The organism is Cyclobacterium xiamenense (genome assembly GCF_042140265.1).
Lineage (GTDB): Bacteria > Bacteroidota > Bacteroidia > Cytophagales > Cyclobacteriaceae > Cyclobacterium > Cyclobacterium xiamenense_A.
The window spans coordinates 4218712-4241582 of sequence record NZ_CP159481.1 but is presented as its reverse complement, the minus strand read 5'-3'; the positions used below and the strand labels follow the sequence as shown (position 1 = coordinate 4241582).

Sequence of the window (22871 nt, the reverse complement as noted above, 5' to 3'; positions counted from 1 at the left end):
TCATGCTCGTATAAGTTTTTTGAAAAATTACGACAAAATGCCAAATAGAACCGAACAATTACTTCAGCAGCTACAGAAAAGAATATTGATTTTGGATGGAGCCATGGGCACCATGATTCAGCGGTATGCCTTGCAGGAAGACGATTTTAGAAACGAGGCGCTGTACGGAGTGAAGAAATCCCTGAAAGGAAACAACGACCTGCTCTCGCTCACCCGACCTGAAATCATCAAAGAGATCCATCAAGCCTATTTTGATGCGGGTGCCGATATCGTCGAAACCAATACCTTTAGCAGTACTTCTATCGCCCAGGAAGACTACGGCCTGTCCGATCTGGCGTACCAGCTCAACGTGGAATCGGCCCGACTGGCTCGCGAAGTCGCCGACGCCTGTACCGTAAAAAACTCAAAAAAGCCACGCTTTGTGGCGGGTGCTATCGGTCCGACCAACCGTACCGCTTCGCTTTCGCCCGATGTAAACGACCCCGGATACCGGGCAATAACTTTTGATCAGCTGGTAGAAGCCTATAGCGAGCAGGTTGAAGGCTTGCTGGATGGGGGAGTTGATATACTCTTGATTGAAACAATTTTCGATACCCTAAATGCCAAAGCTGCCCTTTTTGCGATCCAGGAAGTGTACGAAAAAAGAGGGATTCCACTGAATCCCGAAGATGGAGGAATTCCCATCATGGTATCCGGAACCATCACGGACGCCTCTGGTAGAACCCTCTCCGGCCAGACGACCGAAGCCTTTTTGATTTCGCTCTCTCACGTGCCCCTGCTCAGCATCGGATTGAATTGTGCACTGGGAGCCAAAGAGTTGCGCCCCTATCTCAAGGTGCTGGCCGAAAATGCCCCGTATTACGTAAGTGTCTACCCTAACGCCGGACTACCCAACGAGTTTGGAAAATACGACCAGGGGCCCGGGGAAATGAACGAACAATTGACAGAATTTCTTCGGCAAGGCTGGGTCAATATTCTGGGTGGCTGCTGCGGCACCACGCCGGAACACATAGCGGCCATTTCCAATACTGCCTCTACGTTTTCTCCCCGACCATTGAAGGTAGCTACCCAAGAAAGATAACCCCATGAGCGATTTGAAACAAACAACCACCTTGAAACTCTCCGGATTGGAACCACTGGTTTTTGGTCCTACCATTAATTTTGTGAATATTGGGGAAAGGACCAATGTGACCGGTTCCAAAAAATTCGCCCGGCTGATTTTGAATGGGAAATACGATGAAGCCCTGGAGGTTGCCCTGGATCAGGTACGCGGAGGCGCGCAGATTTTGGACGTATGCATGGACGAAGCCATGCTGGACGGAGAGGCCGCTATGGTAAAATTCCTGAACCTGATCGCCTCCGAACCGGAGATTAGCCGGATACCGGTGATGGTCGACAGCTCCAAGTGGAAAATCATTTTGGCTGGTCTCAAATGCATCCAAGGGAAAGGAATCGTGAACTCCATCAGCCTCAAAAACGGGGAGGAGGAATTTATCCATCAGGCCCGGACCATTAAAAAGTTTGGTGCCGCTGTGGTTGTGATGGCATTTGATGAAAAAGGCCAGGCTGACACCTACGAACGCCGGATTCAGATTTGTCGGCGCAGCTACGACTTGCTTACCGGTACGGTAAAATTTAACCCACAGGACATTATTTTTGATCCGAACATATTCCCGGTTGCTACCGGAATGGACGAACATAAAAACAACGCCATCGATTTTTTCAGAGCTACCCGATGGATCAAAGACCACCTTCCTGGAGCGAAAGTCAGCGGAGGTGTGAGTAACGTTTCTTTTTCCTTTCGAGGAAACAATCCGGTAAGGGAGGCCATGCACGCCGTATTCCTGTATCATGCCATTAAAAATGGAATGGACATGGGTATCGTGAACCCCTCCCTTCTGGAAGTGTACGACGATATTCCAAAAGATTTACTCCAACACGTGGAAGACGTTATTTGGAACCGGCGGGACGATGCCACCGAACGGCTGCTTGATTTTGCGGAGACGGTTAAATCCCAGGGAAAAAAGAGCAAGACGGACGAGGTCTGGCGAAGTCAGCCCGTACAAAAGCGCATTCAGCACGCCCTCGTTAAAGGAATATTGGACCATATCATCGAAGATACCGAAGAGGCCCGGCTGGCCTTGCAGGACCCACTTAAAGTGATCGAGGGTCCGCTCATGGACGGTATGAATGTGGTGGGAGACCTTTTCGGTGAAGGGAAAATGTTTCTCCCCCAGGTCGTGAAAAGTGCCCGGGTGATGAAAAAGGCGGTGGCCTACCTGGAGCCTTTCATGCCCCTGCCGGATGAAGCCAAAGAGGGCGAGCCGGAAACCGATAACATCAACCGCATTTTGCTCGCTACAGTAAAGGGAGACGTGCACGATATTGGTAAAAATATCGTGGGAGTGGTCCTTGCATGCAATAGCTACAAGATCATCGATCTGGGGGTAATGGTAGAAACCGAAAAAATTATCGAAGAGGCAATCGCCCAGAAAGTGGATATCATCGGGCTCAGTGGCTTGATCACTCCTTCTCTGGATGAAATGGTCAACGTGGCAGCAGAGATGGAAAGGAGGGGGCTTACCATCCCCTTGCTGATCGGAGGGGCTACTACTTCGCGTATCCATACGGCCGTCAAAATAGATCCGGTGTACAGCGGTACGGTGGTACACGTGGCCGATGCCTCCAAATCCGTTCCGGTGGCGGGAGAGGCCATCAACAAAGAGACGCGGGAAAATTACCGGAAGGAAATGAAGGCACTGTATAGCCGCATGCGTGACGAGCACGAGGCCAAGCAACAGGTGAAACAGCTCGTTACCTACAAGGAAGCCAAAACCAACCCGGTTATTCTTGACTGGACCGATTACCGGCCCGTCGTTCCGAAAAAATTGGGGATTCAGGTACTGGACAAGTTGAATTTGTCGGTCATTCGCGGGTACATCGACTGGACTCCGTTTTTCAGTACCTGGATGCTTGCGGGTAAATTTCCAAAAATTCTCAAAGATCCGGTGGTGGGCAAAGAAGCCCTCAAACTCTACAACGATGCCAACAAGATGCTGGACCGCATTGTAAACGAGGGATGGCTCCAGGCCAAAGCCGTTTTGGGACTTTTTCCAGTACACCGCTCCGGAGATGACTTGATTATTGATCCGGAGTTTACCCCCGGAAAACAATTTGTCTTTCACTTCCTGCGGCAGCAAGGCCGGAAAGGAAAAGGAGTACCCAACCGTAGTTTGGTGGACTACATCCATCCCAAACTCCCGGATTATTTTGGAGGATTTGCGGTGACTGCGGGGCTGGGTATCGAAGAAAAATTAAGCGTTTTTCAGGAAAATGGAGACGATTACAACGATATCATGTTGAAAGCCATGGCCGACCGACTGGCAGAAGCGGCCGCGGAATATTTGCACGAACGGGTACGAAAAGAGTTTTGGGGGTACGACCCGGAAGAGTCTCTGGATAATGAGGGGCTGATCCGTGAGTCGTATCAGGGCATCCGACCCGCACCGGGATACCCGGCTTGTCCCGAGCACTCCGAAAAACGAACCCTTTTTGATCTGTTGGAAGTAGAGGATACGATCGGGATCACACTTACGGATAGCTTTGCGATGTTCCCGACTTCTTCGGTCAGTGGTTTTTATTTTGGACACCCGGAAAGCAAGTATTTTGGTTTGGGAAAAATCGGTGAAGATCAGGTCGAAGACTATGCCAGACGCAAAGGTGTCTCCAAAGCACAGGCCGAACGCTGGTTGTCTCCCAACCTTTCCTATTCTCCTCAGTTATCCTACGAAGGATAGCTGCTCCTAAGCGCTCACCAACTCAAACGGATGAAAGTAACAGAATACATACAAGCGGCAAAGAAGACCTTGTTTTCTTTTGAAATACTTCCGCCATTAAAAGGACAAAGCTTAAGTAATTTACTGGAAGGCATCGCACCCTTGATGGAGTTCAAACCGCCTTTTATTGACGTCACGTACCATCGGGAAGAGTACGTGTACCGAAAACATGCAAACGGACTGTTGGAAAAAGTAAGCACCCGGAAACGTCCCGGCACGGTGGGCATTTGCGCGGCCATCATGAATCGGTTTCATGTCGATGCGGTTCCGCATCTTCTATGTGGTGGGTTTTCCCGTGAGGAAACCGAAAATGCGCTGATTGACCTTTATTTTATCGGGGTGGAAAATGTGCTGGCTTTGCGGGGAGACGCCCCAAAATCCGAAGCCAATTTTCTTCCCAACAAGGACGGGCACCGGTATGCCAGTGAACTGGTCGGGCAGATTATTGGAATGAATCACGGGCGCTACCTGAACGATGAGACCGAAGTGGGGTTCCGTACGGATTTTTGCGTCGGTGTGGCCGGGTATCCGGAAAAACACTTTGAAGCACCTAGCCTGAATTTTGACTTGAAAAAACTCAAGGCCAAGGTGGATGCCGGTGCCAGCTACATTGTAACGCAAATGTTTTTTGACAATAAAAAATATTTTGATTTTGTAGACAAAGTACGGGAAATGGGCATAAACCTGCCCATCATTCCTGGACTCAAACCCATCACCACGCTGTCTCAAATCGTCAACCTGCCCAAAACCTTTTACCTGGACCTTCCGGACGATCTGCTTTCCGGGTTGGAAAAATGCAAAAGCAACGCCGATGTGAAGGAAGTAGGGATCGAATGGGCAATCCAGCAAAGCAAGGAATTGGTCGCATACGGTGTGCCCAGCCTACACTACTACACCATGAGCCGGGCCGATGCGACCTATCGCGTGGCCCGGGAGGTTTTTTGATGGGTCACTCCTGGATCAATCGATTAGTATTCCAGAAATCAGCCGAATGCAGTGGACTACCGAGCAGTAAAGATGCAGTTTATTAATGAAGGAAAGCTTCGTTTTGAGGACCCAAACGGAACCCGTTTTCAATGGGAAAAATTTGATTCAGCGAAGGGGAAAAAAGACGGTGTCTTTCTGATACACGACCTGCAGCAACTGCGCGGATTGGTGGGACCGTTTTCAGAAGTAGCCCTGGACCTGGTGGAGTATTCTCCAGATAAGGTGGTCTTCCATAGTCCCCCGGCCGGTTTTTTATGGAGCGAAACGAATTCCAAAGGATTGATTACATTTGCACTGATTAAATCAGCCTACTGGCGCCGGCTTTTGTTTGATTTGCGGGAAATCGTCTACATGCAATGGGAAGGCCGTGCGGCACAGGGCGAGTGGATGCGGGCAGCGCAGGTTTTTCCCCTGCCCGCAGCGGGACACAAAGCCATTGAAATCCACGCGGACGGTAGGGTGAAAATACGAAACGCATGAATCTAAAAAAATCGCTCGCTGACATACCCATTTTTGAACAGGTAGGGACTATTGCGGATCAGCTGAATATGGAAACCTACCTGGTGGGAGGATTTGTCCGGGATGTATTACTTAACCGTCCCAGTAAGGATATTGATTTCGTATGCATTGGCGACGGTATCCGGCTTGCAAAAGCGGTATCTGCCTCCTTACCGGGACGCCCGCCGGTAACCGTGTTTAAAAATTTTGGGACCGCCATGATCAAGGTAGGCGATTGGGAGGTGGAGTTTGTCGGTGCCCGCAAGGAGTCCTATCAAAGCGATTCCCGGAAGCCCCGTGTAGAGGCAGGAAGCCTGCAGGAGGATCAGGAGCGGCGGGATTTCACCATCAACACCCTGGGCATCGCTGTCAATGGGGACAGGTATGGCGAACTCCTGGATCCATTTGAGGGGGTGAGGGACCTCAAGCGAAAAATCATCCGCACGCCTGCCGACCCGGAAGTCACCTTTTCGGATGACCCGCTCCGAATGATGCGAGCCATCCGTTTTGCTGCTCAATTGCAATTTGATATTGCCCCGGATACCTTCGATGGCATTCGGAAAAATTCGGACCGCCTTGCGATAATATCCGGAGAGCGGATCATCGACGAACTCAATAAAATCATTCTCACAGAAAAGCCATCGTATGGATTTAAGCTTTTGTTTGTCAGTGGTCTGCTCGAATCATTTTTCCCGGAAATGGTCGCCTTGCAGGGAGTTGATTCCGTTGGGGATAAATCACACAAAGATAATTTCTACCATACGCTGCAAGTATTGGATAATGTGGCGAGCAGAAGCGATTCGTTGTGGCTGCGATGGGCGGCCATCATGCACGACATCGCCAAACCGGCCACCAAGCGGTTTAATCAGAAAGTAGGGTGGACCTTCCACGGACACGAAGATAAAGGAGCCCGGATGACGCCCGGAATCTTTCGGCGGCTCAAACTTCCCATGGACGATCGCATGAAATACGTTCAGAAATTGGTAAGATTGCACCTTCGTCCCATTGCTCTTGTCAATGATAAGGTGACGGATGCGGCACTTCGGAGGCTGCTATTCGAAGCGGGAGACGATATTGACGACTTGATGCAACTTTGCCGGGCAGACGTGACGTCAAAAAATGACCACAAAGTCAAACGTTTTCTGGCCAATTTCGATAAAGTAGAAAAGAAGTTGCAGGAGGTAGAAGCAAAAGATCAGGTGAGAAATTTCCAACCTCCCGTATCTGGTGATGAAATCATGGCTATATTTGGATTGAAACCCTCCAGGGTCGTAGGCGACCTGAAAGAAGAAATCAAAGAAGCGATTTTGGAAGGGCAGATACAAAACAATAAATCGGAAGCTTTGGAGTTAATGTACCGGTTAGCCGAGAAAAAAGGAATTGAGAAAAAAACAAACCATTGACGATACCTATGAAATACGCCGTACTGTTTTTGTTATTGTGCCTGGGGGCACAGGGTGCTGCAAACGCACAAGACGAAGCCAAAACCGACTCCATCGCTGCTTCGGTTTCCAGTAGCAACAAGGCAAAAAATGATGTCGATAACCGCATTTATGCGTTGGCCATGCGATACAATGACGTATCGGTGGCGAAAATGAAGCTGTACGAACTGATGGAGCGAAATCCCCGGAACCTTTCCTATCCGGAAACACTCGCCCGGCTTTATTTTGAAATGGAACAATACGGATCCTCTGCTTTGGTGGCATTGGATATCCTTGAACGAAACGACAAAAGTATCACCGGGCTGGAAGTCGCAGCCTTTTCTTTGGAGCAATTGGGGGCACTGGAACGCGCGCTTCCCCATTTCGAATCGCTCCACCTGCTTTCCGGCGACCTCTTTAGCCTGTATAAAACCGGCTACCTGCAGTATACATTGAAAAAGTACGAGGAAGCGCTAAATTCGGTAAACATGCTGATCAAGGATGGGAAATCCACCGAGCAGAAATTGAATTTTCCGATGGAAGACAATAGCATGCAAGAGGTCAGCATGAAGGCTGCCGCTCAAAACCTAAAGGGACTGATTTACAAGGACCAGGGGAGCAACGAAGAAGCCAGGGCGGCCTTCGAGGAAGCCTTGGTGCTAAGTCCTGAATTTCAATTGGCAAAAGAAAATTTGGCAGAATTGTGATAATGGGCGTGCGCCGCTTCATCAAGGTCCGTGCACTTTCAAAGAGCCGGACCTTTTTTGGTGCTACCGACAAGGTCTTTTTTCTCGCCTCGGTAGGAAATTTTGCCCAACCGTCCAATTTGTAAACAATTGAATGCGTTTCCTCCATGTCTAGGCTTAGTATACTCCCGGATGAAACGACGGTGAAGCGTGCGTTTTTGCCACCGAACTTGCCTGGAAAGTAGGTTTTTTATTCAAAGGATTACAAAATGGATTCAGAAAAGGTCGATTTGGAAAGTTGGTTTTTCAGCGAAGGAAAAGCGTTCCTGCAAACGCTAAAAGATCGTTTTGAGGCAAATCTCTCACGTCACGCGACCTGTGACTGGTCCTACGTGCAAACGAGGCTGGAAGAACAGCCTGAAAAACTTTGGTCACTCCAACAAATGGAACTTACCGGGGGAGGCCCGGATGTGCTTGGACAGGATCCCGGCACCGGTGCGGTTTTGTTCGTTGACTGCGCTACGGAGAGCCCGAAGGGACGCAGGAGCCTTTGTTACGATCGAGAGGCCCTGGATTCCAGAAAAAAATTCCCTCCCAAAAATTCCGCACAGGACCTGGCCCTGGAAATGGGGGTTTCGCTGCTGACAGAAGAACAATACCTGGATTTGCAGAAATTTGCACCGGTCGATACCAAAACCTCAAGTTGGTTGGAAACGCCCGAAGCCATTCGAAAACGTGGCGGGGCTTTGTTTGGCGACTACCGCTTTGGCCGTGTTTTTATTTATCACAACGGTGCGGAATCCTATTACGGGGCCAGGGGCTTCCGGGCGTCGCTTCTGATCTAAACTGTTTGTTTTTCAGGAGGTTAATCATCCATGCCCGCCACCGTCCCATGCGGGTAGCAGAGAGGATGGATCAGCCCAGTCCAGGCACATCCCTGTTTCAGCGCGGTTTTTCGCAATCGATCGGGCTCTCCTGTTGGTTTTTTTGGCTGATTGGTTTTTCCAATCCGGTTTTTTTATTTGCTCCAATCCCGTAAATTGGTAGAGAAAGCGTCAGGCTTCCTGAAAGATAATACCACCATTTCAGATAAAAGTAATAGTCTTCGGTGATGCCTTCCCGTACATTTGATACCAAACTTCTACCTATGTCCTTTGCTATGAAACCAAGCCTGGTCCTTAAAAAACTGCGAGCAGGCCAACATGTGGTCTGTTTTAAATCCAACCTGGCGGATGCCCGGGTCGTAGAAATTGCAGCCCTTTCCGGCTTCGATTGCATATGGCTGGATCAGGAACACATTGGCCAGGACTGGTCCATTTTGGCGGCGCAGATTTGGGCGGCACAGGCGCAGAACAAGGACACGCTCGTGCGTGTACCCAGGGGAAGCTATAGCGACTACGTAAAACCCTTGGAATTGAATGCCGCCGGTATCATGGTGCCGCATGTCATGGGTCCCGAAGACGCCCGTAATGTGGTTCGAATGACCCGATTCCATCCCGTAGGTATTCGTGCCATCGATGGAGGCAATGCAGACGGAGCTTACACGGCGGTCGATTTCAAGCAATACCTGCAGGACGCGAACCGGCAGCGGTTTGTCATCCTTCAGATCGAAGATCCGGAACCCCTGGAGCAATTGGAAGAGATCGCCCAAATCGATGGCTTCGACATGCTGTTTTTCGGTCCGGGGGATTTTAGTCAGGCCATCGGTGCTCCCGGAGAGATGGATCATCCCAAGATCAAAGCCGCCCGGCACAGGGTCGTGGAGGTGGCAAGAAAATTCGGAAAATTTGCCGGAACTACCGGAAGCCTGGATAAAATGGAGGATTACCAGAAAATGGGTTACCAATTCCTTAGCCTCGGCGCTGACGTGGTTGGTCTGAGCCGGTATTGCGCCGAATTAATGGCGGGTTTTCACCAACGAAATCAGGACGGAGCCGCATCCGGGTATTACAACTTATGAAAATGCGGCTCCTTGGAAATACCGGCATCACCGTTTCGGAACTGGCCTTTGGCGGCGTGGAAATCGGCATGCCCTACGGGCCGGGGGTCCGCAGTGAAATGGACATGCTGCAGGAAAAAGAGGCCCTTTCCCTGCTTCGGACTGCGCTGGATGCCGGCGTTACCTTTTACGATACTGCCCGCATGTATGGCAGGAGCGAATACCTGATGGGCAAGGCTTTCCGAAACAGGCGGCAGGACGTACAACTTTGCTCCAAGTGCCGGCATCTGCGGGATGCTTCGGGTAAGTTACCGGCTTCGGCAGCGCTGGAAAGCAGGATTCGCAGCTCCGTTGCAGAAAGCCTATCCGCCCTGGGTACGGACTATCTGGATGTACTCCTCCTTCACTTGGCGGACGAAGAAATTTTAGCGCATGAAACGATCTGCCGGGTCTTTCAAGACTTGCACAAGGAAGGGTTGGCACGTGCCATCGGCGCGTCTACCTATTCCCCGGCCGAATCGGAAAGGGCCATCCGTTCGGGCGTTTGGCAGGTCGTCCAGTTGCCCTACAACCTGCTAGACCAGCGGCAGGATGCAGTTTTTGGACTTGCTTCCGAAAAAGGAGTAGGCCTTGTGGTACGTTCGGTGCTGTTGCGGGGGTTACTGACAGAGCGTGGAAAAGATTTGCAGGCACCACTGGCAGCCATCGAAACACATATCCGCGGGTACGCGACATTGGCCGAAGCAAACGGTATTTCGCTTCCGGAGTATGCGATGCGCTTCGCGCTGGCTCGGCCGGAAGTTTCTTCGGTATTGTTAGGCATCGATCGCCAGGAATACCTGAAACAGGCTCTCCAATGTCTGGGGAAGGAGCAGCTGTCTACTAGCCTGATAGCGGGCGGTATCCCATTTCCCGATCCTGAATTTGTAGATATCCCTCATTGGGACCGAATGGGCTGGTTAACGTAAATGAGAATGACAGCAGAAAAAATGCTTAACATTGGTATCATCGGCATGAGCCCGGGCAATGCTCATCCCTATTCCTGGTCTTCCATCATAAACGGTCAATACGACCATCAACGCATGGCGGATGCCGGATACCCTGCTGTGGGCGATTACCTTCGGGCCAATCGCGATACGCTTGGTATTCCGGGAGCCAGGGTTAGTCACGTCTGGACCCAAGACACCCGGATCTCCCGGGACATTGCGCTGCATTCCGGTATACCCGGGGTCGCGGACAGTCTGGAAGAAATGGTCGGGCAGGTGGATGCCGTTATTCTGGGCCGGGATGACCCCGAAAGCCATGTAAAAATGGCTCATCCCTTTCTGGAAGCAGGAATACCCATTTTTATCGATAAACCGCTTGCATTTACCCGAAAAGACCTGGATTATTTTGAACAGCAGCACGCATCGGGAAGATTTGTCATGTCTTGTTCTTCCATGCGCTATTCTGGTGAATGCCGCAGCCTAAAATCAGAGTTGGGTGGTCTTGGTCCGCTTCATCTGGTCACGGCAGTAGGGAAAAAGGATTGGAAAAAATACGGGGTACATTTGGTAGAGGCTCTTTTTAGCAGCCTGGACGATCCCCAACCCCAATGGGTGCAACACCTGGGGGAGCGGCACCAATCGGTCGTGCTGATCGGGTTTGAGGGGGGGCTAAAAGCCACGATACAGGTGTTTCAGGACATTTGTGGTACCTTTCAACTTTCCTTTTTTGGTTCGGAGGGATGGCGACTGGTGGAAATAAAGAATTCCTATGCCATGTTTCGGGAAAACATGAGCGAGTTTATCCGCTCGGTGGAAGAAGGATCCCCACGCCTGGATTTTGCAAAGACCCGTTCCATTATCCAAACGGTTATCGCTGCTCAGGAAAGTTATGAAAAGGACGGAAAAGTAATTTCATTACGGTAAGATGCACATACAGGAATTATTCAATTTGAAGGAAAAAGTAATCGTGGTAACCGGCGGTTCGGGTCTCTACGGGAAATGCCTGGTGGAGGGATTGGCGGAGGCAGGAGGCAGGGTCATCACCACCTCCCGAAATCTGGAATCGGCGGAAAGAACGGCCGCTGAATTTCAGACAAAGGGGCTGGATGTTCAGCCCATGCAAGTGGACCAGGCAGAGCCAGATTCCGTACGAACCTTTACCCAAGCCTTAGAAAAGCACTACGGTCGATTGGATGTATTTGTCAATAACGCGGTAGCTCGGCCCATGAACGGGTACAACGGGTCCCTGGAGCAGTTTGCGGAATCCATGCGGGTGAATGCAACGGGCATGTGGGATCTTCTACGGGCCATGATCGGGCAGATTATCGCCTCCGGTGGAGGTTCGGTAATCAATATTAGTTCCATGATGGGGATGAAAGGACCGGACCTGTCGAATTACGAAGGTACGGATATGGGAGATCTTCCACCGGACTATTTTTTCCACAACGCCGGACTGATCAACCTGACACGATTCCTGGCCAAAATGCATGCCGGGAAAAACATTCGATTCAATTGTATTTCGCCGGGCGGGCTATTCAACCATCAACCGGCGGCATTCGTGCGGAATTATTGCAAGAAAGTTCCTCTGGGACGCATGGCCAATAAAGACGACATCAAAGGTCTTGCGGTTCTATTGGCCTCCGATGCCGGAGCCTATATAAACGGGGAAAACATTCTGATGGATGGGGGGCTCAACGCCTAGGGAATAAAACCAGCTGCAATGAATGATCAATTCGGATTAACGGACAGATGGATTTGGCTTATTGGAGGGGCGGGTTATCTGGGAGCTGCCGTCGCCAGAAGACTGACCGAATTGGGTGCAAAAGTGATCTGCGCTGACCTGGAGAATAAAGCTTTCAAGCTGGCCGAACAACCGGATTTTGCAGGGAAAATGGTTCCAGAATCCCTGGATATCGGCGATGAAAAAGCCCTGATGGAGTTTATTGGCAGAACCATCGAGAAAAATGGGCCGCCGGATGGACTGGTAAACCTGAGCTATGCATCTACCGCCAAGAAGTTGGAGGACCTTTCGGGAAAAGAATTTGACGCGGTAAACCGTACGGGGCTTACAGCCAATTTCCTATTGGGTAGAGCTGTGGGCAAGGCGATGGCTTCCAATGAAGGGGGAAGTGTGGTTTTTTTTGGCAGCATGTACGGAATGGTGGTGCCGGACCCCGGGATGTATGAACCACCCATGAATCCCAATCCCATAGAATATGGAGTGGGAAAGGCGGGCCTCATACAGATGACCAGGTACCTGGCCATGCACTTTGGCCCCCAGAAGGTTCGCTTCAATTGTATTTCCCCGGGACCTTTCCCCAAATTGGAGGTAGGAAAGAAAAATCCCGAATTTATAACAAAGCTCGAAAAGAAAACCTTTCTTCAAAGGACTGGCCATGCCGATGAAATAGCAGGTCCGGTGGCTTTTCTGCTATCCGATGTGTCTGCTTACATTACCGGACATAACCTGGTGGTGGATGGAGGTTGGACGGGCTGATAAAATTTTAGTTTCATACAAATAGAAAAGAATCATGAAAAAAATCGCACATCCCAAACGCGCTCAGGGCTTTGATACCGGTGCCTATTCGGATGCCATCCTCACGGGTGGCATGCTGTATGTCTCCGGTCAGGCTTCGGTAGATTTTGAAACATCTACCTTTAAATTGGGCACCATTGAGGAAGAGACCCGGCAAACGTTGGAAAACATCAAAGCAATTGTGGAAGCCGCCGGCGGAAGCATGGATCGGATCGTAAAGTGCACGGTACATCTGGCCGATATTCGCGATTTTGATCGTTACAATACGGTCTATGCCAGCTATTTTAACGCAATCAAGCCAGCGCGCATCACGGTACAGTCGGTGCTGGCGGAAGGGCTAAAGGTGGAAATTGACTGTATTGCCAGCATACCCGAAGCCTCATGAAAAAAAGATTGATCGTGGATGCCCATTTGGATCTGGCCATGAATGCCATCGAATGGAACCGTGATTTGCGCTTACCCTTGTCCGAAATCAGGAAAGCGGAGATGCACATGTCCGATAAGCCGGACCGGGGACGGGGGACCGTTTGTCTTCCCGAATTGCGAAAAGGCAGAATCGGGGTGGTGGTAGCCACCCAATTGGCTCGGTATTCCCCACCAGACTCCCCGCTGCCTGGTTGGAGATCTCCCCAGCAGGCATGGGCGATGACGCAAGCGCAACTGGCCTGGTACCGGGAAATGGAGCTCTTGGGGGAAATGAAGCAGATTAACACGCGATCCGATTTGCACCAATTGGTATCCCTTTGGCAGGACGAATCGATTCCCGACGAAGACAAACCTATTGGCTACCTGCTCAATCTGGAAGGGGCGGATTCGTTGGTAAGCCTGTCTTACCTGGAGAAAGCGTATGCCTATGGACTGCGGGCACTTGGACTTTCCCATTTTGGTCCGGGTAGGTATGCACCAGGTACCAAAACCGAAGGCCCGCTCACCGCGCTGGGAAAGGAACTCCTGCAGGCCATGGAACGGTATCGCCTGATACTCGACGTGACGCATTTGACCGATACAGGATTTGAACAGGCCATAGATGCCTACGCCGGCCCCATCTGGGCGAGTCACCACAACGTGCGGAAATTTGTACCGAATCAGCGGCAACTTACCGATGCGCAGCTAAAGAAACTGATCAGCAGAGGAGCGGTCATTGGCGGGATGCTGGACTGTTGGGCCCTGGACGTTCGTTTTATCGATACCGTATCGGATCCCTGGCAGTTGGATATCCGTCTCGAAAAACTGGTGGATCACTGGGACCATATTTGCCAGCTGGCCGGCAACTGTCTGCATGTAGGTATCGGTAGCGATCTGGATGGGATTTTCGGTACCGAGCAGTCTCCCTGGGACCTCAATTCCATCGCTGATTTGCAGAAATACGAGGAAATTCTGGATAAGAGAGGCTATAGCTCAGAGGATATAGACAATCTATTTCATGGCAATTGGCTCCGGTTTTTAGGAGAGGCGCTTCCGGAATAAGTCCCAAAACAATTGTTTACGTAAACCCTATTTTCGATGAACCTGACTTTCAATCTTTTGGCTGGGGCAGCTCGTTTGGACATTACCCCTCCCCTCGGAACCATAATCAACGGTGATTTTGTCACACATTATGCCCGATCCATTCACGATCCGCTTTTCGCAAAAGCACTCTGGCTGGAAACGGCCCGCGAGGTACTCGTAATTGTGGTGGTCGATATCTGCGTGATGGGCCAGGAACTGATCGATGAAGCCAAAGGATTGATCCAGGAGGAGCTGTCGGTGCCCCCCGGTGCCATCCTGATTAGCAGCACCCATACCCATGCGGCAGGTTCGGTTGAGGAAGTGCATCTGGTACCTGCAGACCTGAGTTACCGTCAGCGAATACCCCTTAGTATTGCCCGTGCGGTAAAGGAGGCGGCAAAACGAAAACAGCCTGCCAGGCTGGCTTTTGGTTCCGCACAGGCGCCGGAACACCTGCTCTGCCGACGTTTTTGGATGCAGGAGGACTATTACCCACGCAATCCCGTCACCGGAGGAAGAGATGCCCTAAAAACCAATCCTTTTGGGGCCGAAAACCAGATAATTGGTCCGGTTTCCGACCCGGATCCGGAACTGGGCTTCCTGGCTGTGCAGGGCATACAGGGAGAATGGATCGGTCTGCTGGCAAATTATTCCCTGCATTACGTGGGAGACTGGGAAAATGGCACCATCACCGCCGATTATTTCGGTGCATTCAGTGAAGCCCTCCGGCAGCAATTGGGAGCAGAAGAATCCTTTGTGGGCATGCTATCCAATGGTACCAGCGGAGACGTAAATATTTGGGATTTCCGGAACGAAAAACACTATCCGGAAGCACACTTTTCCAAAAGTAAATTCATCGGGGAAGCACTGGCCGCGAAGGTGCTGGCCCAGCTGGATCTTTTGCACTGGGAAACCGATCCGGAGCTCAGCTATCGGTACGAGGAAATTCGGGTAAATCGCCGACTGCCGGATGAAGCAGCCCTTCTGCAGGCAAAGGATCTGGTGGCACGTGCAGATTTTGAGCACTTAATTCCTACCCCGGAAGGGCTTCGGTTTCTGTACGCGAGGGAGCAGATTCTTTTGGCTCAGTTCGCCAAAGTGGCAACCTGCCCGGTCCAGCTCTTCTCGATTGGATCCGGAAGGATTGGAGCCCTGGCAGGGGAGGTATTCGCTGAAACAGGGTTGCAAATCAAGCAAGCCAGCGCTGGCCGACCCTATTTCACCGTGGGTCTGGCAAACGGTAATCTTGGTTATCTGCCGCCGGCGAAGGCATTGGAACTGGGTGGCTACGAAACCTGGCGTTGTCGGATCAGTAACCTGGATGGGGAGGCCGAGGAGATTCTACGGATGAAAATGATAGACTGGCTTTCGAGTCACTAAGCAAAAGCAGGCCGGTGTCGTGTGTTTTGATTTGTTGCGGAGAAAAGAAGCTGTTACTGTAAGGGACGGTATTTCAGGGAAAGAATGTAGTACACCATGGTCTGGGCATCTTCCATACTGACCTCTGGATGCGGACTCATCACGGGATTTCCCCAGGACCCAAAACCCCCGCTAATAATCTTTCTCGCGAGCAGGTCACGGTAAGCAGGTTGTATCGGATACCGTTCTGCAATGTCTGAAAAGGCAGGTCCCTTGGATTTTTTTTCTTCCCGGTGACAATCGTAACAGTCGGAATAGGCGATCAACACCTCACCCCTGGCAACGACCTGTTCCGGGACGGTGTCGTTTTTCCCGGGAATCTTTCGGATATACTCCTTTCTTCGATCCACTGCGCTCGAAAGATCGGCTGGTTCATTTCTCCCGCAGGCAACAAGCCAACACCCGACGACCAACCAAAACAGTATTTTACCCAGATGGACCGACTGCATGCCTAAAATTACCAAAAAAAGATAAAACTATCGGTAATTTTTAAGGAAAATAACTTATGGGAAATCCGGCGGAACGGCTAAAACTTTTTAAATTTGATTCCAAAGGTCAGTCCATGAAAAAACACATCGTACTTAGTCTCAGTATTTGCCTCGGAATAATGCCTGCTTTTGCCCAGGGCGATCTGGATTCCCGAATCAGCAATGAGTCCTCCATGGTCGAAGACAAGGTAATATCCTGGCGACGTGACTTTCATGCCCATCCGGAGCTGGGCAACGAAGAAACCCGCACGGCGGGTATTGTTGCAGATCATCTGAGAAGCCTGGGAATGGAGGTGGAGGAAGGAGTAGCCGTGACAGGCGTGGTCGGTATACTGAAGGGAGGGAAGCCCGGACCTACCGTGGCCTTACGGGCAGATATGGATGCTTTACCGGTCACGGAACGAAACGAGTTGCCCTTTCGCTCGCAGGTGCAAACAACCTATAATGGTCAGGAGACCGGTGTCATGCATGCCTGTGGGCACGACTCCCACGTGGCCATTCTGATGGGGGCAGCTGAGGTACTGGCTTCCATGAAAAAGGATTTGAAAGGGACGATTAAATTTATTTTTCAACCGGCAGAAGAGGGATTGGAGGACAAATCGGTCAGCACCTGGGGAGCCAAGCAAATGGTGGAAGAAGGCGTGATGGAGGATGTGGCAGCGGTATTTGGGCTGCACATCAATTCCCAAACGCCGGTTGGCGTTATTAAATACAAACCCGGTCCTGCAATGGCGGCAGTAGACAACCTGGAAATACTAGTGAAAGGCCGGCAGGCACACGGAGCCTACCCCTGGTCCTCCGTCGATCCCATTGTCACCGCCTCTCAAATCGTCATGGGCCTACAAACGATCGTTAGCCGGAACGTGAAAATTATTGAGATTCCGGCCATTGTCACCATTGGTGCAATCCACGGAGGGGTTCGGCACAACATCATTCCGGAAACGGTGGAGATGATTGGGACCATTCGTACCTACAGCGAGCCGCAACAAACGTTGATTCACCGACGAATCCGGGAAATAGCAGGAAACGTCGCACTGAGTGCCGGAGCAGCCGCGGAGGTCACTATAAAAAAGATGTACCCGGTGACCCATAACGATCCGGTTCTTACCGAAAAAATGCGGCCAACACTGGAGAAAGTGGCGGGTAGTGAAAACGTTTGGCTACACGACCCAGTCACCGGGGCAGAAGACTTCAGCTTCTTTCAAAAGGAAAGACCCGGCTTGTTTATTTTTCTGGGCGGCATGCCCGCCGACGGCGATCCGGAGATCGCCCCTTCCCACCATACCCCCGATTTTTACCTGGATGAAAGTGGTTTTGTATTGGGTGTAAAAGCGTTGAGTCAGTTGGCTGTGGATTACCTGGAAATGAATTGATTGAATGGGCGAAGATGTTTCGTACCTGGTACCGTCCGCTCGATCCGAAATGCTGAAATAGCGCTGCCGACCCGAACTACCCGGTGATGGGTGCGGTTTACCGGGTGAATTCGGGAGCTTACAAGGTACCGGGATCGGATAAAAAGGCAATTTCCCGGGGGTTCAGTGCCCGCCGATACAGGCGCAGGCTGGCCATCTTTCCCTTAAAATAATTATTCGCTCCAAAGCCTATTCGTAAAGGCACACGGGCATTTAGCTCAAAACGCTCGCCATCTTCAAATTCCGAAAGGGCAACCTGTTCGCCGTCCAGGAAGAGAGCGATTTTGTTCTTTGATAGTACCGCTGCCAGGTGGTGCCACCCCTCCTTGAGTGGACCTGGACTGAGTACATTTTTTCCCAGTTCAAAACCGAATATTTTTCCGGAAGGCAGCGTGCTGCAATACAAGGTGCCCTGATTTTCGGCCATGGTCCAGGCCCTGCGGTACCGTACATCGGGCGTACGATCGAGACGCGTAAGTTTTTTCCAGGTGGTGTCCCCGGCGTAAGCGTACACCTCAGCAAGTGGGAGCGTGCCGGCCAACAAGGTGCCATTGTGTACCAACATGCCCATCACTTCGAGTTCGGTTCCCAGCCGGCCCACATCGGTCCAACGATCGATCCCATCAAAGCGGTACACCCTCCCGCTAGGCCAGGTGCCCACATACAGTTCGCCGTAATACACCGCAAACGAATAGGTTTGCGTGTTTTCCCCCAGTTGGCCACAATTGGTCCAGGAATGTCCGTCGTAGCGGTAGACGTTTCCGCTATCGTAGCTGGACGCATAAATGTATCCGTCGTATACCGCCAAAGCAACCACGCGTTTTCCTTCCGGGGTGCCGCAATCTACCCAGTTATGGCCTTCCTCCATTCTGAAAAACCCGGCGGGATGGTAAAGCGAACTTGCATACAGGGCACCTTTATATGCGACCAGACCGCCGATGGCCTCCGTGTCCGGCAATTCTCCCGCGGCGATCCATTTCTTATCTTTTCCATAGCGCATGATTCTGCCTCCCTTGTTCAGGTTGTCGGATTCTGGAAGGGAGGATCCCGCAAATCGGTACTTGCCTGTACCTGCATACAGTTCGTCGTTAAAGACCGCCAATGCCATGACGCTGTTGGATGCATCCGGAGAGCCGCAGTCCACCCAACGATTCAGGGAATCCAGGCGGAACACATTTCCTGACTTGCCCTTTTCAGGGTGGGATAGTCCTGCATACAGCGATCCCTGGAAGCTTGTCAACGAAAATGCTCCGAGGGTACTGTCCGGACTGCCATGGTCCCTCCAGTCCGAAGCTTGATTGGCATTAATACCAAAGTGAACCTGGTTGTAATTGGCAAGACTGGTGGTGACCGCCTGTGTCTTGGTACTCAGGTGAAATCCCGTTTGGTTTACGGAATCAAACTGACTCAGGATGTCGCCGGATAAATCCCCTGCGTTTTCACCCAGATTTACCCAAAGGGCTATGGAGAAATCCTCGGTTCCCAGTTCGGGTGATTGATCCGAGAGAAGCTCAAGCCAGGATTCGGACCCGGTAAATTCCACAGCAGTACCCGGTCGCCCCGTTGGCCCCTGAGCATTAAAATTGACTTCGCCCCGAACGAGGGCGTGCCTTTCCTTTCCTGAGCGATCCCTGGCATCCCCCGCAAATTCCCAGTGTGCAAACAGCCCTTTGTCTACAGAAAGAGCACGCGGCTCGTTGCAGGCATTGATCAGTAAAAGGAGTAATAGAAACGGTAAAATTTGATAAAAATGTCGGCTCATTGCTAGGTTGTTTCAGGCTATTTTTCCTTCTGGAGTTACCAATATAACCAACAAATCGATACTTGGCTAAGATTTTATCTCGAATATTCTCTTGAAACTTACTATTGCTATTTTTCAACAAATAATAGATGTAAAACATTTTGATCTTCTTGAATAAAATTTTATTTTTAAGGTAACGTACACGTAACGAATAGCCTTAAACCTAATTTAACTTTTTGTCCACCCTTTAACACACTACATCATGAAACATCAGTACGCAATGCTTAGCAGTCGGGCGAAACGGTTGCCCGACGGCTTAGAGGGGAAGAAAATTTCGATTCCCCCAAAAATTTTATTTCTCTCCCTGATTGCAACGCTCCTTTGTTGGGGCCCGGCAAATTTTGTCAGCGCGCAGCAAGGGACGCAGATCACCGGGCAGGTTTTCGATAATTCTTCCAGAGAAAGCTTGCCCGGGGTCAACATTCTGATCAAAGGAACTGCTACCGGTACGGTCACCGACATCGACGGTTCCTATTCCATCCGTGTTCCCAACGAGGATGCCGAATTGGTATACTCCTTCGTAGGGTATTTGACCCAGGAAATACGGGTAGGCAACCGTACCACTATCAATGTGGATCTGGTGGCAGACCAGACGCAGTTGGAGGAAGTGGTGGTAGTCGGGTACGGAACGGTGAAGAAAAGTGACCTTACCGGCTCGGTGGTACGCGTAGACCCGGAGAGCTTTAAAAATCAAAGTAACGTACAGCTTACGGACATGTTGGCGGGAACCGTTGCTGGTTTTAATGCCAACCAGGGTACCTCAGCGGCAGGCGGTAGTTCCCTGGAAGTACGGGGGCCCACCTCATTGAGTGCAGGTACGGAGCCGTTGGTTGTTTTAGACGGGGTGATTTTCAATGGAAGTCTTAGGGATATCAATCCCAACGATATTGAATCCGTGGATATACTCAAAGATGCCAGTTCCGCGGCCGTTTTCGGGGCACGGGCGGCATCCGGGGTGATTTTGGTGACTACCACGCGGGGCACCGCTGGCAAACCAACGATTAATTTCACCACCAAGTTGGGAGTCGCAGGACCGACCAGCGACGCTTTCGCCGTCCGTGGTCCGCAGGGTTACCTGGATTTCAGGAGAGACTATTTCCGTACACTGGGGCAGGCCCAGCCTGATTATTTTTGGTTCAGTCCCGAAGAATTGCCCGAGGGTGTTACGCTTGAGCAGTGGCGGGCCTCCAACAACAATCCGAACCCGGATGACACCAGAGAGTGGCTATCGCGTTTGAATTTCTTTCCAGACGAGGTAGAGGCTTACCTGGCAGGGGAGACCATCAATTGGCGAGACGAAGTAATGAAGCCCGGCTTGCGGCAGGAATACGACCTCAGTGTAGGTGGCGGAACGGATAAAGTGAAATACTACTGGTCCCTGGGATACCTTGACAACGAAGGCATCATTGTGGGGGATAAGTTTTCCACGATACGCTCCCGGGTAAACCTGGATTTTGAGCTGACCGATTGGATGAAGGTGGGGCTGAATTCCCAGTTTTCTTCCCGGGACGAAAGTGTGGTGCAAGCCAATCTCACGGGCATGTACCAAACCGGTCCCTATGCACAAATGTACGAAGAAGATGGATCCGTCAAGTGGTTTCCTCATGGCTATATTGGTGGACAAAATCCATTGATCAATTACCTGGGTCAGGATCGTTTCCACAAGCGGAACAGCTTTTTTTCCGCACTCTACACCGAGTTCAAACTTCCGTTTGGGATCACTTTCCGGTCTTCTTACCAGCCAAGGCTTGAAAGCGTAAGGGATTACAATTATTGGTCTCCAGAGACCATTACAGGTGGGCAAACCTTTGCCGGAGGTAGAGCAACCCGCTTTGAGTCCAATACTTACGAGTGGATGGTGGACAACCTGTTGAAATGGAACAGGGAATTCGGTATCCACAGTTTCGACGTTACCTTCCTGTACAACCTGGAGAAAAACAGGATATACAGTTCCAGTATGGCCAACCAAACCTTTCTACCGAGCTCGGTTTTAGGGTTCCACGGGATGCAGTTTGGCGGCGATCCTACGATCAATACGGATGACATCACCTATACCGGTGACGGCTTAATGGGTCGGATCAATTACACCCTCATGGGAAAATACCTATTCACGGGCTCCCTGCGCAGAGACGGTTTCAGCGCATTTGGGCGGGAGAATCCCCGGGCCATATTTCCGGCCCTTGCATTTGCCTGGCAGATTTCAGACGAGGCGTTCTACAACTCCAGCTTGATCGATCAGCTTAAAATGCGCTTATCCTGGGGTGTCAATGGAAACCGTGATATCGGTCCGTACTCTTCCTTTGCCCAAATGGGTAGCAACCAGTATTTCAACGGTTCCCAGGTGCAGATGGGGATTTTTACCTCAACCCTTTCGAATCCGGGACTATCCTGGGAAGAAACCGAATCCTATAACCTGGGTTTTGATATCGGCATTTTGGCGAATCGAATCAACCTGACGCTGGATTATTACGACATGAGCACGGTTAATCTCCTGGTGGACCGTTCGCTTCCACGGGTTACAGGTTTTGAAAACGTGACCACCAATATTGGCGAGCTGGCCAATAGAGGCTTCGAGGCCACGGTGGGAGCGGTAGCCGTCAATCGCCCGAACTTCAGTTGGAGAACCAATGTCAACTATTCCATGAACCGGAATGAAATCATCTCCTTGTTTGGAGATACCGGGGAGTATACCCTTCAGGGACAATCGATCGTCGGTGAGATCCCGGACTTTGAAAACGAATGGTTTATCGGTCAGCCCATCGATGTGGTCTGGGACTACAATATTTTAGGTACCTGGCAGGTGGAGGAGGCCCAGCAAGCGGCCGAGTTTAACCTCAGTCCGGGAGATATCAAAGCAGAGGATGTGGATGGAAACGGATTGTACGAAGCGTTACAAGATAAAAAATTCATAGGGTTCAGCCAGCCGAGGCACAGAATAGGTTTTCGGAATGACATTACCTTTCTCCGAAATTTCACGGCTTCGGTGTTTATCCGGGCCGACCTGGGACACCTCCGGGCCTTTTCACCCTCTGTCGCGGGTTGGTCTACCTTTGATAGAAGAAGCACCGCCAACTACCCCTACTGGACACCCGATAACCGGACCAACGATTATCCCCGGTTAAGTGTAAACGATTCTCCATTTGGTGGGGGCGTCATGCCTTACAAATCCTCCTCTTTTGTAAGGATTCAGGATGTTTCGCTTTCCTATAATCTGCCCACACCGATTTCTCAGCGGTACGGCATGCAAAATTTGCGGATCTTTGGATCGGTTCGAAACCTCGCCACCTTTTCCAGTTGGCCGGGTTGGGATCCGGAGTCCGGACTATTGCCCATGCCACAAATAGTCACCGTTGGTTTTAATTTATCACTGTAAA

At 50.9% G+C, this 22871-nt stretch carries 19 protein-coding genes; 17 read left to right on the top strand and 2 right to left on the bottom strand.

Translation table 11 applies throughout. The annotated features are described in order from the left end of the window. Positions 1-37: 37 nt before the first annotated feature. The 15 genes from ABWH99_RS17210 (at position 38) to ABWH99_RS17140 (ending at position 15757) form a co-directional block, all read left to right on the top strand. Positions 38-1081, top strand: coding sequence for a homocysteine S-methyltransferase family protein (locus ABWH99_RS17210; RefSeq protein ID WP_375583063.1), 1044 nt, complete (start codon positions 38-40; stop codon positions 1079-1081). Between the two features lie 4 nt (positions 1082-1085). Beyond that, positions 1086-3797, top strand: coding sequence for a methionine synthase (metH, locus tag ABWH99_RS17205; RefSeq protein WP_375583062.1), 2712 nt, complete (start codon positions 1086-1088; stop codon positions 3795-3797). Between the two features lie 30 nt (positions 3798-3827). Next, positions 3828-4781 (top strand): methylenetetrahydrofolate reductase [NAD(P)H], encoded by a 954-nt coding sequence (metF, locus tag ABWH99_RS17200; RefSeq protein ID WP_375583061.1) that lies wholly within the window; start codon positions 3828-3830, stop codon positions 4779-4781. A gap of 72 nt (positions 4782-4853) precedes the next feature. Further along, positions 4854-5303, top strand: coding sequence for a hypothetical protein (locus ABWH99_RS17195; protein ID WP_375583060.1), 450 nt, complete (start codon positions 4854-4856; stop codon positions 5301-5303). Beyond that, positions 5300-6724 carry a CCA tRNA nucleotidyltransferase gene (locus ABWH99_RS17190; protein ID WP_375583059.1) on the top strand — a complete coding sequence of 475 codons (1425 nt, stop codon included), beginning with the start codon at positions 5300-5302 and terminating at the stop codon, positions 6722-6724. The genes ABWH99_RS17195 and ABWH99_RS17190 overlap by 4 nt, the downstream gene beginning before the upstream one ends. Positions 6725-6732: 8 nt before the next feature. Beyond that, positions 6733-7449 carry a tetratricopeptide repeat protein gene (locus tag ABWH99_RS17185; protein WP_375583058.1) on the top strand — a complete coding sequence of 239 codons (717 nt, stop codon included), beginning with the start codon at positions 6733-6735 and terminating at the stop codon, positions 7447-7449. A 248-nt stretch (positions 7450-7697) separates the two neighbouring features. Beyond that, positions 7698-8273, top strand: coding sequence for a DUF4256 domain-containing protein (locus tag ABWH99_RS17180; protein ID WP_375583057.1), 576 nt, complete (start codon positions 7698-7700; stop codon positions 8271-8273). 314 nt (positions 8274-8587) lie between these two features. Beyond that, positions 8588-9388: an HpcH/HpaI aldolase/citrate lyase family protein gene (locus ABWH99_RS17175; RefSeq protein ID WP_375583056.1), complete on the top strand. Its 801-nt coding sequence runs from the start codon at positions 8588-8590 to the stop codon at positions 9386-9388. Next, positions 9385-10335, top strand: a complete 951-nt coding sequence (locus tag ABWH99_RS17170) for an aldo/keto reductase (RefSeq protein WP_375583055.1) — start codon at positions 9385-9387, stop codon at positions 10333-10335. Before ABWH99_RS17175 ends, ABWH99_RS17170 begins: the two co-directional genes overlap by 4 nt. Positions 10336-10341: 6 nt before the next feature. Next, the gene (locus ABWH99_RS17165) at positions 10342-11277 is read left to right on the top strand and encodes a Gfo/Idh/MocA family protein (protein WP_375583054.1); all 936 of its coding nucleotides are present in this window, start codon (positions 10342-10344) and stop codon (positions 11275-11277) included. Position 11278: 1 nt separating this feature from the next. Continuing rightward, positions 11279-12055, top strand: coding sequence for an SDR family oxidoreductase (locus ABWH99_RS17160; protein WP_375583053.1), 777 nt, complete (start codon positions 11279-11281; stop codon positions 12053-12055). Between the two features lie 18 nt (positions 12056-12073). After that, positions 12074-12850: an SDR family oxidoreductase gene (locus ABWH99_RS17155; protein ID WP_375583052.1), complete on the top strand. Its 777-nt coding sequence runs from the start codon at positions 12074-12076 to the stop codon at positions 12848-12850. A 34-nt stretch (positions 12851-12884) separates the two neighbouring features. Then, a complete protein-coding gene (locus ABWH99_RS17150) occupies positions 12885-13274 on the top strand; it encodes a RidA family protein (RefSeq protein ID WP_375583051.1) in 390 nt (129 codons plus the stop codon). After that, on the top strand, positions 13271-14356 hold the full coding sequence (locus ABWH99_RS17145) for a dipeptidase (protein WP_375583050.1): 1086 nt from the start codon (positions 13271-13273) through the stop codon (positions 14354-14356). The genes ABWH99_RS17150 and ABWH99_RS17145 overlap by 4 nt, the downstream gene beginning before the upstream one ends. Positions 14357-14392: 36 nt before the next feature. After that, entirely contained in the window at positions 14393-15757 is a 1365-nt protein-coding gene (locus ABWH99_RS17140) for a hypothetical protein (RefSeq protein ID WP_375583049.1), read from the top strand. A gap of 53 nt (positions 15758-15810) precedes the next feature. Here the strand turns inward: ABWH99_RS17140 and ABWH99_RS17135 are convergent, their stop codons facing one another. Further along, complete coding sequence (locus tag ABWH99_RS17135; protein WP_375583048.1) at positions 15811-16146, bottom strand: c-type cytochrome; 336 nt, start codon at positions 16144-16146, stop codon at positions 15811-15813. 212 nt (positions 16147-16358) lie between these two features. Between ABWH99_RS17135 and ABWH99_RS17130 the strand changes: the two genes are divergently transcribed. Beyond that, entirely contained in the window at positions 16359-17657 is a 1299-nt protein-coding gene (locus ABWH99_RS17130) for an amidohydrolase (RefSeq protein WP_375583047.1), read from the top strand. Positions 17658-17775: 118 nt separating this feature from the next. Here the strand turns inward: ABWH99_RS17130 and ABWH99_RS17125 are convergent, their stop codons facing one another. Further along, complete coding sequence (locus ABWH99_RS17125) at positions 17776-19458, bottom strand: LamG-like jellyroll fold domain-containing protein (protein WP_375583046.1); 1683 nt, start codon at positions 19456-19458, stop codon at positions 17776-17778. 241 nt (positions 19459-19699) lie between these two features. Between ABWH99_RS17125 and ABWH99_RS17120 the strand changes: the two genes are divergently transcribed. Next, positions 19700-22870, top strand: coding sequence for a SusC/RagA family TonB-linked outer membrane protein (locus ABWH99_RS17120; RefSeq protein WP_375583045.1), 3171 nt, complete (start codon positions 19700-19702; stop codon positions 22868-22870). The last annotated feature ends 1 nt before the right edge of the window (position 22871 follow it).